Below are 14,356 nucleotides of genomic sequence, written 5' to 3'. Positions count from 1 at the left end.
GCCCTTCGTCAAGCGGGGGAGGGGGGTCAGTGGCCGGGGCGGTGCCGTGAGGTCACCAGGGCGCCTTGTAGCCGGTGGTGAGCTTCCGGCCGGTGTGACGCCACTTGGGCTCCTTGTCCACGGTCCTGGCCGTGATGGAGCGCAGCCGCCGGATCGCCGCGCCGTACGCGCCGCTGGCGGTGCTGGACAGCCGTGCGCCTGGGGGCTCGTCCATGAACGGCATGAACATGTCGGGGAAGCCGGGCATGGTGCAGGCGATGCAGATGCCGCCGACGTTGGGGCAGCCGCCGATGCCGTCCATCCAGCCGCGCTTGGGGACGTTGCACTTCACGACCGGGCCCCAGCAGCCGATCTTCACCAGGCACTGCGGCGAGTCGTAGCGGTCGGCGAACTGGCCCTGCTCGTAGTAGCCCGCCCGGTCGCAGCCCTCGTGCACGGTGGCGCCGAACAGCCAGGCCGGGCGCAGCTTGTCGTCCAGCGGGATCATCGGCGCGGAGCCGGCCGCCTGGTAGAGCAGGTACGTCAGCGTCTCGGCGAAGTTGTCCGGCTGGATGGGGCAGCCGGGCACGCAGACGATCGGGATGCCCGCCTTCGACTTCCACTCCCAGCCCAGGTAGTCCGGCACGCCCATGGCGCCGGTCGGGTTGCCCTCCATGGCGTGGATGCCCCCGTAGGTGGCACACGTGCCGATGGCGACCACGGCCAGGGCCTTGGGCGCGAGCCGGTCGATCCACTCGCTGGTGGTGATCGGCTGGCCCGTCTCGGGGTTGTCGCCGAAACCGCACCAGTAGCCCTCCGCCTTGATCGCCTCGTTGGGGACGGACCCCTCGACGACCAGGACGAACGGCTCGATCTCGCCGCGTTCGGCCTTGAAGAACCACTCGATGAAGGTGTCGGCGCCCCCGACCGGACCGCACTCGAAGTCGATCAGCGGCCAGTGCACCTGGATCTTGGGGAGCCCGGGAAGGCCGCCCAGGACGATCTCCTCGATGCTGGGCAACGTCGCGGCGGTCAGCGACACCGAGTCGCCGTCGCAACTGAGCCCCGCGTTGATCCAGAGAATGTGGATCGGGGCCTGCTCGTCCCCGGCTGCCGGGGTACGCGCGGCGTCGTTCTTGGTCGAAGCAGTCGCATCCATCGGGATGCCTCCTCATCGAGCGACAAATGCCACATAAAGGCATCTATCCCCCTTGATAGCGAGTGGCTCGCCGGGAGGGGACGTCGAAGAGGGCCAATACGGTGACCGCCCCGCGATCCGCGCAGCCGCGCCTCAGGGGCAGGAGGCCGCCGGCGCCTCCCGCAGGTGCGGTGGGGTGCCGGTGGGGGTGCGGCGGTGGACGAAGGCGGAGCGGAGGGCGTGGTACGCGGACCAGGGGTCGAAGAAGGCCTCGCGCATGCGGGACAGCTCCTCGGCGCGGTGGGAGGCCAGGGGGCGCTCCGCCTCGCGGCGCTCGGTCTCCGCCTTCTTGGCGGCGATCCTGGGCTGGGTCCCGGCCGTACGGGCCAGGCGGGCCGCGAGGCGGGCGACGTCGGCGCCGAACTCCTGCGGGCCGCACATCAGCAGCCGGTCCACCAGGCCGATCCGCAGGGCCGCGGCCGCGCCGACCGGGAGCGCCTGCTCCGTCAGGCGCGCGGTCATGGCGGGCCCGACCCGGCGGGGCAGTGTGTACGTCCAGTACTCGGAGCCGTACAGGCCCATCAGACGGTAGTGCGGGTTGAGCACCGCGCCCTGGCGGCACCAGACCTCGTCGGCGGCGAGGGCGAGCATCACGCCGCCCGCGCCCGCGTTGCCGCCGAGCGCGGCGACCACCAGGCGGTCGGTGGTGGTCAGGACCGCCTCGACCAGGTCGTCGATGGCGGTGATGTTCGCCCAGGACTCGGCGCCCGGGTCCGCGGCGGCCTCGATGGTCTTGAGGTCGATGCCGTTGGAGAAGACGTCCCGGGTGCCGCCCAGCACGAGCACCGAGGTGGGCCGTGTGCAGGCGTGGCGGTACGCGGTGAGGAGCCGGCGGCAGTCGGTGGCGGACATCGCGCCGCCCGCGAACGTGAACGACAGGACGCCCGCCGCGCCGTCCTCGCGGTAGCGGATGTCGGCCCAGGTGGCACGGTCGCCGGCGAGCTCCGGGGGCAAGGGTTCCTCCGGCAGCGGCGGCAGGAGCGCGCCAAGGGCGGTGACGGCGGGCAGCGCGAACGTGGGCGGGCCGCCGGGGGCGGGACGGGGCCGCAGCCGGGGGATCCACACGGCGCCGTCGCGGGTGGCCCGGCAGACCGCGCCCGCGCGGGTGGCCAGCAGCCGCCCCGGCTCGCCGCGCAACCGGTCCTCGGGGTGACCGCCGTGCAGGAACCAGCGGGCGCCGAGGAGCTCGTCCAGGACCCCGGGCCGCGAGTCGGCGGCGCGCAGCTTGCGCAGCACGGTGGTGGTCGGGTCGGCGGCCCAGTCGATGCGCCGCTCGTCCTGGCCGAGGGCGGGGCGGAGGCGGACGACCGCTCCGAGGGCCGGGTCGCCCTGCTGCCGCGGGACGTACGCGCCCGTCGCGAACCGGTCGACGGCCAGCAGGACGGCCTCCATGGCGGCGTCCGAGATCTCGCCCCGGTACAGGTCGCTCTTGCCGACCGGGGGCACCGCGCAGTCCACCGCGGCCCAGACCGGGCCCGCGTCCATCTCCTCCTCGGCCTGCAGGACCGTCACGCCCCATGCGGCGACGCCCTCCTGGACGGCACGGTCCAGGGAGGCGGGGCCGCGGTCGCCGGGTGGCCCGGGGTGCACGACGAGGCAGGTGCGGGCGGTCCTGACGTCCGCGGGGATCGCCGCCTTGAGCATGGGTGCCACGACGAGTTCCGGCTCGTGGCGGGCGACCGCCGTGCGCATGGCGTCGCCGTCCGGTGTCACCTCCACGGCGACGGTGTGGCCCAGCTCGCCGAGTTCCGCGTACATGCGCTGCGTCAGGCTGTTGAACGCCGACGCCATGAGCAGGATGTGCATGACGACCTCCCGGGCCGCCCGGCACGATCGGGGAGGGGGGAGCACCGGCCCCGGCCTTCAGCGATGATGCCTGCCCCGTGGGCGTCCGCGGGTGCGGCCCGGCCGCGGTTCACCCGGTTGCCACCGGGCCGGCCGCCACTCAGGGGGTGTGGCTCCGCGATCCCGGACCGTTCCGCGTATTGACGCGAACGCATCAACTCGATAGGTCTACACCAGATGCATTTGGTACAGACCAACTGCGCGTTCCCCCCACGGGAGGCCCGGATGCGAAGAACTCTGGCCCTGGTCACCGCGCTCGTCGGAGCGCTCGTCCTGCTCCTCGCCCCGCCCGCCGCCGCAGCGGCCCCGAGCGCGGCCTTCGTCAAGACGTCCACCTGGGAGACCGGATACCAGGGGCAGTACACGATCACCAACGGCGGCACCACCACGCTCAGCGGATGGACCGTCGAGTTCGACCTGCCGTCGGGGACGAGCGTCGGCTCGTACTGGGACACCCTGATGACCCAGAGCGGCAGCCACTACACCTTCAAGAACCGCGACTACAACGGCACCCTCGCGCCCGGCGCGACCGCCGTCTTCGGCTGGGTCTCCTCGGGCACCGGTGCGCCCGCGAACTGCAAGCTCAACGGCGGGTCCTGCGCGGGCACCGGCGGCGGACCGGACACCACCGCGCCCAGCGTCCCCGGCGGGGTGAGCGTCGGCTCGGCCACCTCCTCCTCCCTCACCGTCCGCTGGACGGCCTCCACCGACGACTCCGGCAGCGTCGCCGGCTACGAGGTCTCCCGGGACGGCGGCGCGCCCGTCGCCGTGACCGGCACCTCGTACACCGCCGGCGGGCTGCAGGCGAGCACCGCCTACTCCTTCCGGGTCCGCGCCAAGGACGCGGCGGGAAACGCCTCGGCGTACAGCACCGCCGTGAGCGGTACGACCACCTCCGGCGGCACCAACCCGCCCCCGGGCGGCGTGCGTACCGCGCCGTACGTCGACATGGGCGCCTGGCCGACGCCCAGCCTCACCACGCTGTCCTCGGCGAGCGGTCTGAAGAGCTTCACGATGGCCTTCATCACCGCCTCGTCCTGCAAGGCGATGTGGTTCAACGCCTATGACCCGCGCGACGCCTGGAACAAGGACCAGATCGACGCGATCCGCGCGGCCGGAGGCGACGTCAAGATCTCCTTCGGCGGTGCCAGCGGCATAGAACTCGCCCAGGCCTGCGGCTCCGTCGACGCGTTGTACGCCGAGTACAACGCGGTGGTCAACGCCTACGGCCTGACGTACGCCGACTTCGACATCGAGGGCGCCGCCACCGCCGACCCGGCGTCCGTCGCCCGCCGCTCCCAGGCACTGGCCCGCCTCCAGCAGGCCCATCCGGGCCTGCGGATCTCGCTCACCCTGCCCGTCCTGCCGGAGGGGCTCACGGCGGACGGTCTGGGCGTCGTGCGCTCGGCCCGGGACGCGGGGGTGAACCTCGACGTCGTCAACATCATGGCGATGGACTACTACCGCAGCGCCGACTACGGCGACGCGGCGATCCAGGCGGCCAACAGCACCTTCACCCAGCTCAAGTCGCTCTACCCCGGCAAGTCCGACGCCCAGCTGTGGGCGATGGTGGGCGTCACGCCGATGCTCGGGCAGAACGACGACGGCCGGATCTACGACCAGGCCGACGCCCGTCAGTTGGTGAGCTTCGCCCAGGGCAAGCACCTGGGCCTGCTCGCCTTCTGGGAGACGACCCGGGATCGCAACGCCTGCACCGGCGCGCTCTACATGTGCACCAACATCCCGCAGTCCCCGTACGAGTTCTCGCGGATCTTCGCGGGCTACACCGGATAGCGCCCCCCGGCACCGTCCTCGCGGGCCGTCGTCGTGTGCAGAACACGGCGGCGGCCCGCTGCTTTCCGGCCGATGTGGAGACGATGTGTCGATCCGTGAAGGCGCTTTCACGGAGGCCCCGGCTCCGCTGAGTCCATTCACCCGGACGCCCAGCTCACCGCAAGTGCGACACAACGGATAGTACACACTGTGAACAACCGGTGACCGAAAGTCGCGGAGCGATGTGACGGGCGGGCGTTCGATGCACGAGACTCCTCGACGTCCGATAACCGGATCAATTGCCGAAGGAGTGTTCGCTATGCGGTTCAGTGCGGTGGGGACCTGCCTGGCCCTGGTGGCGGCGGTGTGTTCGGCGGGGGTCGCGGCCGGCTCGGCGGAAGCCCGGCCGGCCGGGGCGACGAGCCTGTACGCGCCGTCCGCGCTCGTCCTGTCCGTGGGGAAGGGGGAAGACCCCGCGACGGCGACGATACAGCGCGCGGTCGTGCTGCGGTGCAAGCCCACCCCGTACGGGGACCACCCGGACGCGGTGGCCGCCTGCGCGGAGCTCACCGCGGTCCACGGGGACTTCGCGGCGATGACGGCCGACGCCGGGGGCGTGACCTGCACCCGGGTGTGGGACCCGGTCGTGGTCACCGCCGACGGGGTCTGGGAAGGCCGGCGCGTCACCTTCGCGCAGACCTTCGGCAACCCGTGCGTGCTGCGCGGCAGTGACACGGCCGGCGTCTTCGCCTTCTGACGCCGATGCCGTGAACCAAGGCCACGGGGTTCACCGTGGGGGAGAGCCCTGTGAGGGGGCGGCCGACTCGTGGGACGGGGTCGGCCGCCCCTGTTTTCCGTGTTCCCGCCGCGGCGGGGTGTCAGGTCGTCTTGATCTGGCCGCCGTCGATGGTGAACTCGGCGCCCGTGACGTTGCCCGCGACGGGCGAGGCGAGGAAGGCGACCAGGGCGGCGACCTCCTCGGGCTCGGTGACCCGTCCCGTGGAGATGCCCATGGTGCGCGGCACGACCTCGTCCAGGGCCTCCTGGGCGCTGGTCCCGGCCGCCGCGGCCGTCTGGTCGGCGAAGGCCCCGGGAGCGGTCCAGAAGGGCGTGCGGACGGGGCCCGGGGCGACCGCGTTGACGCGGACGCCCCGCGGGGCGAACTCCTCGGACAGTGACTTCGTCAGGTTCGCCAGCGCGGCCTTGGCGGCCGAGTAGTCCACGACCATGGGAAAGGGGAGGCGTGCGTTGACGGACGTGATGTTCACGATCGCGCCGCCGCCCGCCGCCACCATGTGGGGGAGCGCGGCGCGGGTGGCGCGGACCGCGCTGAAGAAGGAGATCTCGAAGACGCGCCGCCACTCCGCGTCGTCCACCTCGAGGAAGCCGCTGCGGGACGTCCCGGAACCGACGTTGTTGACCAGGATGTCGACGGCTCCGTAGCGTTCCGCGGCCCGCCGTACGAGCTCGGCGGGGCCGTCCGGGGTGGAGAGGTCGACGGACACGGGGGTCACGTCGTAGGCGTCCTGGAGGGCTCGCGTCTCCGGGGTGACGCTGCGGCTGCCCGCGACGACGCGCACGCCCTCCCGCGCGAGCGTCTGCGTCACCGTCAGGCCGATGCCCCGTCCGGCTCCGGTGACCACCGCGACCTTGCCCTGAAGCTGCAGTTCCATGGGGACCCCTTCGGGATGGGCGCATGCGTATCGAGCCTGGGGGAGGGGAGGCGGGCCCGCCATCGGAGCGCCGCCGGGCGGGGGCCGGGTGTGAGGGTGGGTCAGATACGTGTCCCCACGCCCCGTTGGTACGTCGGAGCCGTGTGCGTCTTGGTGGCAGGTATCAGCCGTGCACGACAGGGGACTTGACGGGGCATTGGTCTAGTCCTACCGTCATCCGTCAATCGCAGTGTTCACGGGTGCATCCATGGTTCACCCATGTGAACATGCCGTCTCCTGGGAAGGCGTCCCCCCATGTCCCACAGGTCACAAGGTCTCCTCACCAAGGGCGTCTTCGCCCTCGTCGCGGCGCTGGTCGCCGCCCTCCTGACCGCCTTGCCCGGCAGCGGTCGCGCCGACGCCGCGCCCGCTGCCTTCAGCCACCCCGGCGTCCTGGTCAGCCGAGCCCAACTCGACTTCGCACGCGCCAAGGTGCAGGCCGGAGCGCAGCCCTGGAAGGGCGCCTACGACCAGATGATGGCGTCGGCGTACGCCTCGCAGTCGCGCACCCCCAAGCCGCGCGCGGTCGTCGAGTGCGGCTCCTACTCCAACCCCAACTACGGCTGCACCGACGAGCGCGAGGACGCGATCGCCGCCTACACCAACGCGCTGGCCTGGTACATCACCCGCGACGCCAAGTACGCGCAGAAGGCGATCCAGCTGATGGACGCCTGGTCGGCCACCATCACCGACCACACCAACAGCAACGCCCCGCTGCAGACCGGCTGGGCGGGCTCGGTGTGGCCGCGCGCGGCGGAGATCATCCGCTACACGTACACCGGCTGGCCGAACGTGAACCGCTTCGCCACCATGCTGCGCAACGTCTACCTCCCCGAGGTCATCAACGGCTCCAAGAGCAACGGCAACTGGGAGCTCAGCATGATGGAGGCCGCCGTCGGCATCTCCGTCTTCCTCGACGACCGCACCTCGTACGACAAGGCCGTGACCCGCTACCTCAACCGGGTCGCCGCGTACGTCTACCTGGACACCGACGGCGCACTGCCCAAGACCGTGCCCGGCAGCGGGCTCGACACCCGCGACGAGATCGTCGGCTACTGGCAGGGCCAGTCCACCTTCGTGACCGGTCTCACCCAGGAGACCTGCCGCGACTTCACGCACACCGGCTACGGCATCTCGTCGATCTCGCACGTCGCGGAGACCAGCCGCATCCAGGGCGAGGACCTCTACCCGCAGGTCGGCGAACGGCTCCGGCAGGCGCTGGGCTTCCAGTCCAAGTACCAGCGGGGCGAGGCCGTGCCGTCCTGGCTGTGCGGCGGGCACCTCAACCTGGGGCTCGGGCCGGTCACCGAGGTCGGCTACAACGCGATCCACAACCGGCTCGGCTACGCCATGACCAACACCCAGGCGCTCACCGAATCCCAGCGCCCGGCCGGCAGCAACAACCTCTTCGTCGCCTGGGAGACCCTGACCCACGGCGATAACCTCTCCTGACCAGGCAGAGGTGACCGGCGGCGGAGGGAACAGGCCATGCCCGTACGTGTCGAGCGCAGCGGACCCGTCACCACGGTGGTGCTCTCGCGCCCCGAGGCGCGCAACGCCGTCGACGGCCCGACGGCGCGCGAGCTGGCCGACGCCTTCCGCGAGTTCGACGCCGACCGCGGCGCCTCGGTCGCCGTGCTGTGGGGTGAGGGCGGCACCTTCTGTGCGGGTGCCGACCTCAAGGCCATCGGCACCCCGCGCGGCAACGAGGTGACCGGCGTGACCGAGGGGGGCGGCGGTGACGGCCCGATGGGGCCCACCCGCCTGCGGCTGGGCAAGCCGGTCATCGCGGCGATCTCGGGTCACGCGGTGGCCGGCGGCCTGGAACTGGCCCTCTGGTGCGACCTGCGGGTCGCCGAGGAGGAGGCCGTGCTCGGGGTGTTCTGCCGGCGCTGGGGCGTGCCCCTGATCGACGGCGGGACGGTACGGCTGCCGCGGCTGATCGGCACCTCCCGGGCGATGGACCTGATCCTGACGGGGCGTCCGGTCGCAGCGGCCGAGGCGTACGCCATGGGTCTGGTCAACCGGGTGGCCCCGGTCGGCGGGGCGCGCGCCGCCGCCGAGGGGCTCGCCGCGGAGATCGCGGCCTTCCCGCAGACCTGCGTACGGCACGACCGGCTCGCGGTGCTGGAGGCCGAGGGGCTGGAGGAAACGGCCGCGCTCGAGGTCGAGTTGCGGCACGGCCGGGTGTCCCTCGCGGAAGCGGGGGAGGGTGCGGCGCGTTTCTCGGCGGGGGCCGGGAGGCACGGCGCGTTCGAGGTGAGCTGACCGGCGCGGAGCGTCCGACGGGGGCCGATCCGCGCCGGTCGTCCCGCTGACCTGCGCCCATCGCGTGTCCGCCGTGTGTGGTTCGGCCGGTTCCCGTGTGTGGACCACGGACGCGCTCTGGACATCCCCATGTCATGGGCACTTAAATCTGGCACCGCCTCACCTCCGCACCCGGGCCCGCCCCACCGTGGCCGGACGCAGATGCGGGGACCGCGCACGCCCCCCACCAGAGGAGCACGATGCAGCCCAGCACCAGACGTGCCGCGACCGCCATATCCGCGGCGCTCGCGGCGACCGCCGTCACGGCCGCCCTCCTGACGCCCTCCGCGGCGTCCGCGTCCGGACGTGACCTCCCCTCCCGGGCCACCGGCGTCGCCCGCGCCGACGCCGCCGTCACGGCCAACGCCGGCCGGCTCTCCCTCACCTCCGCGCAGGGCCGTACCGTCCGCGACGTCGTCACCGACACGGACGGCGCCCAGCACGTCCGCTACGACCGGACCTACCGCGGACTGCCGGTCCTCGGCGGCGACCTCGTCGTCCACCTCGCCCCGGGCGGTGCCTACGAGGGCGCCGAGCGGGCCACCCGCTCCGACCTCGCCGTCCCGAGCACCACCCCCGCCGTCACGGCCGCGACCGCCGCCGACAAGGGCCTGGCCGCGCTCCGTTCCGCCCACCGCGGGACCACGTTCCGGCAGGCCAAGGCCAAGCCGCAGCTCGTCGTCGACGCGCTGCACGGCACGCCCCGCCTGGCCTGGCGCACCACCGCCGTCGGCCTCGACAGCCTGGGCAACCCCGCCGCCCGCGTCGTCCTCACCGACGCCCGCACCGGCGCCCGCATCGATGCTTGGGACGCCCTGGAGACCGCCGCCGGGGACGGCAAGTCCCTGTACGGCGGCACCGTGTCCCTCGAGACCACCCTCAGCGGCAGCACCTACCAGCTGAAGGACCCCACCCGCGGCAACACCTACACCGGCGACGCGCAGAACAAGACCGACCTGTGCATCTTCGGCATCTGCTTCTCCCGGGCCCCCGCGGTCCTCTTCACCGACGCCGACAACCACTGGGGCACCGGCACCACCGCCGACCGCGCGACGGCCGCCGTCGACGCCCAGTACGGCACCGACGAGACCTGGGACTACTACAAGACCGTCCACGGCCGCAGCGGCATCGCCGGCGACGGCAAGGGCTCGTACAACCGCGTCCACTACGGCAACAACTACAACAACGCCTTCTGGGACGACAGCTGCTTCTGCATGACCTACGGCGACGGTGACGGCACCACCTTCGGGCCGCTGGTCGCCCTCGACGTCGCCGGGCACGAGATGTCCCACGGGGTCACCTCGCGCACCGCGGGCCTCACCTACTCCGGGGAGTCCGGCGGTCTCAACGAGGCCACCTCGGACATCTTCGGCACGCTGGTCGAGTGGTACGCGGGCAACGCCTCCGACACCGGCGACTACCTCATCGGCGAACGCATCGTGAAGTCCGGCTTCGGCAAGGCAGCGCTGCGCTTCATGGACAAGCCCTCCAAGGACGGCAGCTCCGCCGACTGCTGGAGCTCGGGCGTCGGCAACCTCGACGTCCACTACTCCTCCGGCGTCGCCAACCACTTCGCCTACCTGCTGGCCGAGGGCAGCGGCGCCAGGACCGTCGACGGCGTCAGCTACGACAGCCCCACCTGCAACGGCTCCACGGTGGGCGGCATCGGCCGCGACAAGCTCGGCAAGATCTGGTACCGCGCCCTCACGGTCTACATGACATCCGGCACCAACTACGCGGGCGCCCGCACCGCCAGCCTCAAGGCCGCCACCGACCTCTACGGCGCGTCGAGCGCCGAGTACACCGCCGTGGCCGCCGCCTGGTCCGCCGTCAACGTCAACTGACGCCGACGCCGGGACCGACGGCGGGACCGCATCACCGGCCCCGCGGGACCGACCACTGCCAGGTCGGTCCCGCGGGGCCTGCCACACTGGCACCCGTGACCACCACTGACGCCGCGGCGGCGATACACGCGCACGTAGCGGCCTTCAACGCCCGCGACCTGGACGCGCTCCTCGCCGGCTTCACCGACGACGCCGTGTGGATCACCGGCACCACCACGGTGCGCGGCCGCGCCGCGCTGACGGGTCTCTTCGACGAGGCGATGCGCGGGCTGCTCCCTATGCTGGAGGTGCACGACCTCATCGCCGCGGGCGACCGCGCGGCCTGCCAGATGACCGAGACCCTCACCTACCGCGGCGAGCGCCGCACCTGCCCCATCGCCGCCTTCTACGAACTTTGGGACGGTCGCATCGCCTCGGCGAAGGTCTACCGCGAAGGCAGCGCGGACGTCGCCTGAGCGGTGTCGTCAGGCGGATCCGCTCGCCGTCCACGGCCGGAGTTTGTCCGGGTTGCGGACCGCCCAGATCCGGGTGACACGGCCGCCGGTGACGCCGAACGCCGCCACGGTGACGGTGACCCCGGCGTGCTGGGCCACCAGGCCGGGCAGGCCGTTGACCGTCCGCTCCAGGAGCGTCAGCCCCGGCGACTTCGCCGCGATGTGGACCAGGTACCGGGCGATGCGCTCGCCGCCCGCGACCGGGCGCAGGACGGCGCCGACCAGCCCGCCGCCGTCCGCGACCATCGTGGCGTCCGGGGCGAGGAGGCCGACGAGGGCCTTGATGTCCCCGGCCTCCCAGGCCTCCTTGAAGTGCCGCACCACACCGGCCTGCCCGGCCGTCGGCACCGCCGGGTCCCGCGCGTCGCGAACACGCCGGCGGGCCGAGTACGCCAGCTGCCGGCAGGCCGCCGGCGTCCGGCCGACGATCCCGGCGACCTCGGGAAAGGGGAACCGGAAGACGTCGTGCAGGACGAACGCCACGCGTTCGGCCGGCGTCATCGCCTCCAGCACGACCAGGAAGGCCATGGTCACCGACTCGTCCAGGGTGACCCGGTCGGCGGGGTCGGCCGACTCCGCCCCGCCCCCGACGGCCGGGCCGCCGGTCCACTCCGCACGGTCGGGCAGCGGCTCGGGTATCCAGGAGCCGACGTAGCGCTCGCGCCGGACGCGGGCCGAGCCGAGCAGGTCCAGGCAGACGCGACTGGCCACCGTCGTCAGCCAGGCGCCGGGCGACTCGATGGCCTCCTGCTGCTCCCGCGACATCGCGTACCAGCGGGCGTAGGTCTCCTGCACGGCGTCCTCGGCCTCTGCCAGTGAACCGAGCAGACGGTAGGCGAGGTTGATGAGATGGCGCCGCTCGCCGACGACCGCGCTCAGGTCCGGCTCCGACCGGTCGTGCCCTGACCGGAATGGGGTGCTGCTCATCCTCGCGACCGCTCCCTGTTCGTCCCGTCCGCTTCCGCTCCCGCCACTTCGACGGGACACCGCACCCGTTCGTCAGGCCGGTGCCCCGCCTGACAGTTCACGGGTCCAGGTCGTCGGAGTGACGGGACAGTACCGATCCGCACCCGTGCGACAGAAGAGGGACCGCGTCATGGCCATACAGACAACGGCAGGACACCGCAGCCTCACCTTCCTCCAGGTCGCGATCGTCCTGCAGACCTCGGCGATCTTCTTCCAGGCGGTCACCGCCGGAGTACTGCTCTCCTCGTCCCACGGCGAGGTGCTGCACAGCGTGGGAGCACGCGTGATGTACGGCGCCTCGATGCTGTACGTGCTCGCCGCGATCCTCGCATGGCGGCCGGGCGGCGGATCGCCCCGCCCCATCCTGTACGCTTCCGGCTTCCTCGTCCTCGCCTCTGCACAGGTGGTGCTGGGCATCGCCCACATGCCGTCGCTCCATGTCCCCCTGGGCGTGCTGATGTTCGGCCTGAGCGTGCTGGCGCTGGGCCACATGCTGTACGTCCGACGGCCGTAGCCGGCCCCGCAGTTACGGCCGCCCGGCGGACGTCACCAGGCTGAGGGCGGCGGCGCGCAGCTCTCGTTCCCAGCCGGGCAGGAGGGCGGGGAGGAGCCACTCGCTGTACATGGCAGCGGTGTCGAGGAAGTGCGTCTCCTCCGGGGTGTTCGCCGTGGCCGCGTAGAGCCCGCATGCCACCTCGACCGCGGTCAGCTCACCCCGGACGAGCGCCCGGGCACGGTCGAGGAGCACCCGCCGGCCGGCGGTCTCCTCGTCCGGAACCGGGATGTCCAGCTCGCTCAGTGCCCGTCCGTACAGCTCACGGATCACGTCCGCGTCCTCGCGGCGCGACAGCCCGGCGAGCTCCCGCAGTGCCGGCGAATCGTCGCCGTCCACGAGCGCGTGCGCCGCCAGCATGGGCAGGTCCTCGACGGGCACGATCCCCGCGACGTACTGCCATGCGCTGTTCCGCAACCGTTCGGCCATGCGCGCATCATGCGACGGGGCGGAACGCCGGGGCCAGGGATTTTCCCCGGCGGCGGTCCGCCGGGGGCGGCCCTCCCCCGGATTCCGTCGTCGAGCGTGACATAGAGTGCGGTCGTTGCGCTCGGCGGGAGTTGACGGTGGAGGCCGCAGTGAAGTGCCCCGACATGTCGCGCGGTGGGCGCCTGACCGCCCATGGTGCCGTCTCCACCTCCCTGGCCCTGCGCAGTGACCGCGCCCTGCGCGAGCTCGTCGACACGGCCGTGCCGCTCGGATCCGGTATCGGCGGGAAGGCGGCCCTGCTGGAGGTCGCCGGAACCCCGGTCTTCGTCAAGCGGGTGCCCCTCACCGATCTGGAGAGGCAACCCGAGCACGTCCGGTCCACGGCGAATCTGTTCGAGATGCCCGTCTTCTGCCAGTACGGCGTCGGCACCATCGGCGGGCCGGGCTTCGGGGCCTGGCGCGAGCTCGCCGTGCACACCATGACGACCAAATGGGTGCTCGCGGGGGAACACGAGGGCTTCCCCCTGATGTACCACTGGCGGGTGCTGCCGGACTCGACGCCCCTGCCCGAGGAACTGGCCGACATCGAAAGGGCCGTCGCCTACTGGGGCGGCGCACCGCAGGTGCGCCGCCGGATCGAGGCGCTCCGGCAGTCCTCGGCGAGCGTCGCGCTCTTCCTGGAGTACATCCCGCAGAACCTGCACCAGTGGCTGGGCACCCAGGTCGAAGCGGGGGACGAGACCGCCGACCGGGCCTGCGCCATGGTGGAGAGGGAACTGGCGGCCGGGATCTCGTTCATGAACGGCCACGGGCTCCTGCACTTCGACGCGCACTTCGAGAACATCCTGACCGATGGCCGGCGGCTGTACTTCGCGGACTACGGCCTCGCGATGTCCTCCGGGTTCGAACTGTCGCAGGAGGAAGCCGACTTCTTCGACCGAAATCAGGTCTACGACCGCTGTTACACCGCCACATACCTGGTGAACTGGCTGGTCACCGCCCTGTACGGATTCCGGAGGGAGGACCGGGAGGGCCGCTACGCACTGGTGCGCGCCTATGCGGAGGGCAAACGCCCCACGGGAATCCCGGAGGTGGCCACGGCGATCCTCGCCCGGCACTCGCCGGTCGCCGCGGTGATCTCCGACTTCAACCTCTCCTTCCAGCGTCGGAGCAGGCAGACCCCGTTCCCGCTCGACGAGATCCGCCGGCTCGGCGGGACGGACGGCTTCCCCCTTCGCTGACGGAAGACGTTCGAA

13 protein-coding genes are annotated in these 14,356 nt (G+C 72.1%); 8 read left to right on the top strand and 5 right to left on the bottom strand.

What is annotated here, in order from left to right:
• Window positions 1-52: 52 nt before the first annotated feature.
• Complete coding sequence (locus AC1VWI_RS04395; protein ID WP_499509581.1) at window positions 53-1,138, bottom strand: NADH-quinone oxidoreductase subunit B family protein; 1,086 nt, start codon at window positions 1,136-1,138, stop codon at window positions 53-55.
• A gap of 132 nt (window positions 1,139-1,270) precedes the next feature.
• On the bottom strand, window positions 1,271-2,983 hold the full coding sequence (locus tag AC1VWI_RS04390; protein ID WP_499509580.1) for a hydrogenase maturation protein: 1,713 nt from the start codon (window positions 2,981-2,983) through the stop codon (window positions 1,271-1,273).
• A 264-nt stretch (window positions 2,984-3,247) separates the two neighbouring features.
• On the opposite strand from AC1VWI_RS04390, the gene AC1VWI_RS04385 reads away from it, so the two are divergent.
• Window positions 3,248-4,816 (top strand): cellulose binding domain-containing protein, encoded by a 1,569-nt coding sequence (locus tag AC1VWI_RS04385; RefSeq protein ID WP_499509579.1) that lies wholly within the window; start codon window positions 3,248-3,250, stop codon window positions 4,814-4,816.
• A 298-nt stretch (window positions 4,817-5,114) separates the two neighbouring features.
• Window positions 5,115-5,552 (top strand): subtilase-type protease inhibitor, encoded by a 438-nt coding sequence (locus AC1VWI_RS04380; RefSeq protein ID WP_499509578.1) that lies wholly within the window; start codon window positions 5,115-5,117, stop codon window positions 5,550-5,552.
• Window positions 5,553-5,673: 121 nt separating this feature from the next.
• On the opposite strand, the gene AC1VWI_RS04375 is transcribed toward AC1VWI_RS04380, so the two are convergent.
• Window positions 5,674-6,468, bottom strand: coding sequence for an SDR family NAD(P)-dependent oxidoreductase (locus AC1VWI_RS04375; protein WP_499509577.1), 795 nt, complete (start codon window positions 6,466-6,468; stop codon window positions 5,674-5,676).
• A gap of 294 nt (window positions 6,469-6,762) precedes the next feature.
• Here AC1VWI_RS04375 and AC1VWI_RS04370 point away from each other — a divergent pair, with 294 nt between their 5' ends.
• The 4 genes from AC1VWI_RS04370 (at window position 6,763) to AC1VWI_RS04355 (ending at window position 11,113) form a co-directional block, all read left to right on the top strand.
• Window positions 6,763-7,959, top strand: coding sequence for an alginate lyase family protein (locus AC1VWI_RS04370; RefSeq protein WP_499509576.1), 1,197 nt, complete (start codon window positions 6,763-6,765; stop codon window positions 7,957-7,959).
• Between the two features lie 36 nt (window positions 7,960-7,995).
• On the top strand, window positions 7,996-8,775 hold the full coding sequence (locus tag AC1VWI_RS04365) for a crotonase/enoyl-CoA hydratase family protein (protein ID WP_499509575.1): 780 nt from the start codon (window positions 7,996-7,998) through the stop codon (window positions 8,773-8,775).
• 239 nt (window positions 8,776-9,014) lie between these two features.
• Entirely contained in the window at window positions 9,015-10,658 is a 1,644-nt protein-coding gene (locus AC1VWI_RS04360) for a M4 family metallopeptidase (RefSeq protein WP_499509574.1), read from the top strand.
• A 95-nt stretch (window positions 10,659-10,753) separates the two neighbouring features.
• Entirely contained in the window at window positions 10,754-11,113 is a 360-nt protein-coding gene (locus AC1VWI_RS04355; RefSeq protein WP_499509573.1) for a nuclear transport factor 2 family protein, read from the top strand.
• A gap of 9 nt (window positions 11,114-11,122) precedes the next feature.
• Here the strand turns inward: AC1VWI_RS04355 and sigJ are convergent, their stop codons facing one another.
• On the bottom strand, window positions 11,123-12,079 hold the full coding sequence (gene sigJ / locus AC1VWI_RS04350) for an RNA polymerase sigma factor SigJ (RefSeq protein ID WP_499509572.1): 957 nt from the start codon (window positions 12,077-12,079) through the stop codon (window positions 11,123-11,125).
• A 169-nt stretch (window positions 12,080-12,248) separates the two neighbouring features.
• Between sigJ and AC1VWI_RS04345 the strand changes: the two genes are divergently transcribed.
• On the top strand, window positions 12,249-12,632 hold the full coding sequence (locus AC1VWI_RS04345; protein ID WP_499509571.1) for a hypothetical protein: 384 nt from the start codon (window positions 12,249-12,251) through the stop codon (window positions 12,630-12,632).
• A gap of 12 nt (window positions 12,633-12,644) precedes the next feature.
• On the opposite strand, the gene AC1VWI_RS04340 is transcribed toward AC1VWI_RS04345, so the two are convergent.
• The gene (locus AC1VWI_RS04340; RefSeq protein WP_499509570.1) at window positions 12,645-13,100 is read right to left on the bottom strand and encodes a hypothetical protein; all 456 of its coding nucleotides are present in this window, start codon (window positions 13,098-13,100) and stop codon (window positions 12,645-12,647) included.
• A gap of 164 nt (window positions 13,101-13,264) precedes the next feature.
• Between AC1VWI_RS04340 and AC1VWI_RS04335 the strand changes: the two genes are divergently transcribed.
• Entirely contained in the window at window positions 13,265-14,341 is a 1,077-nt protein-coding gene (locus AC1VWI_RS04335) for a protein kinase family protein (protein WP_499516716.1), read from the top strand.
• Window positions 14,342-14,356 lie beyond the last annotated feature (15 nt).

It is taken from the genome of Streptomyces sp. TOM-9 (genome assembly GCF_056858595.1).
The sequence above is the reverse complement of the archived record's forward strand: the minus strand, read 5'-3'. Positions and strand labels throughout refer to the sequence as shown.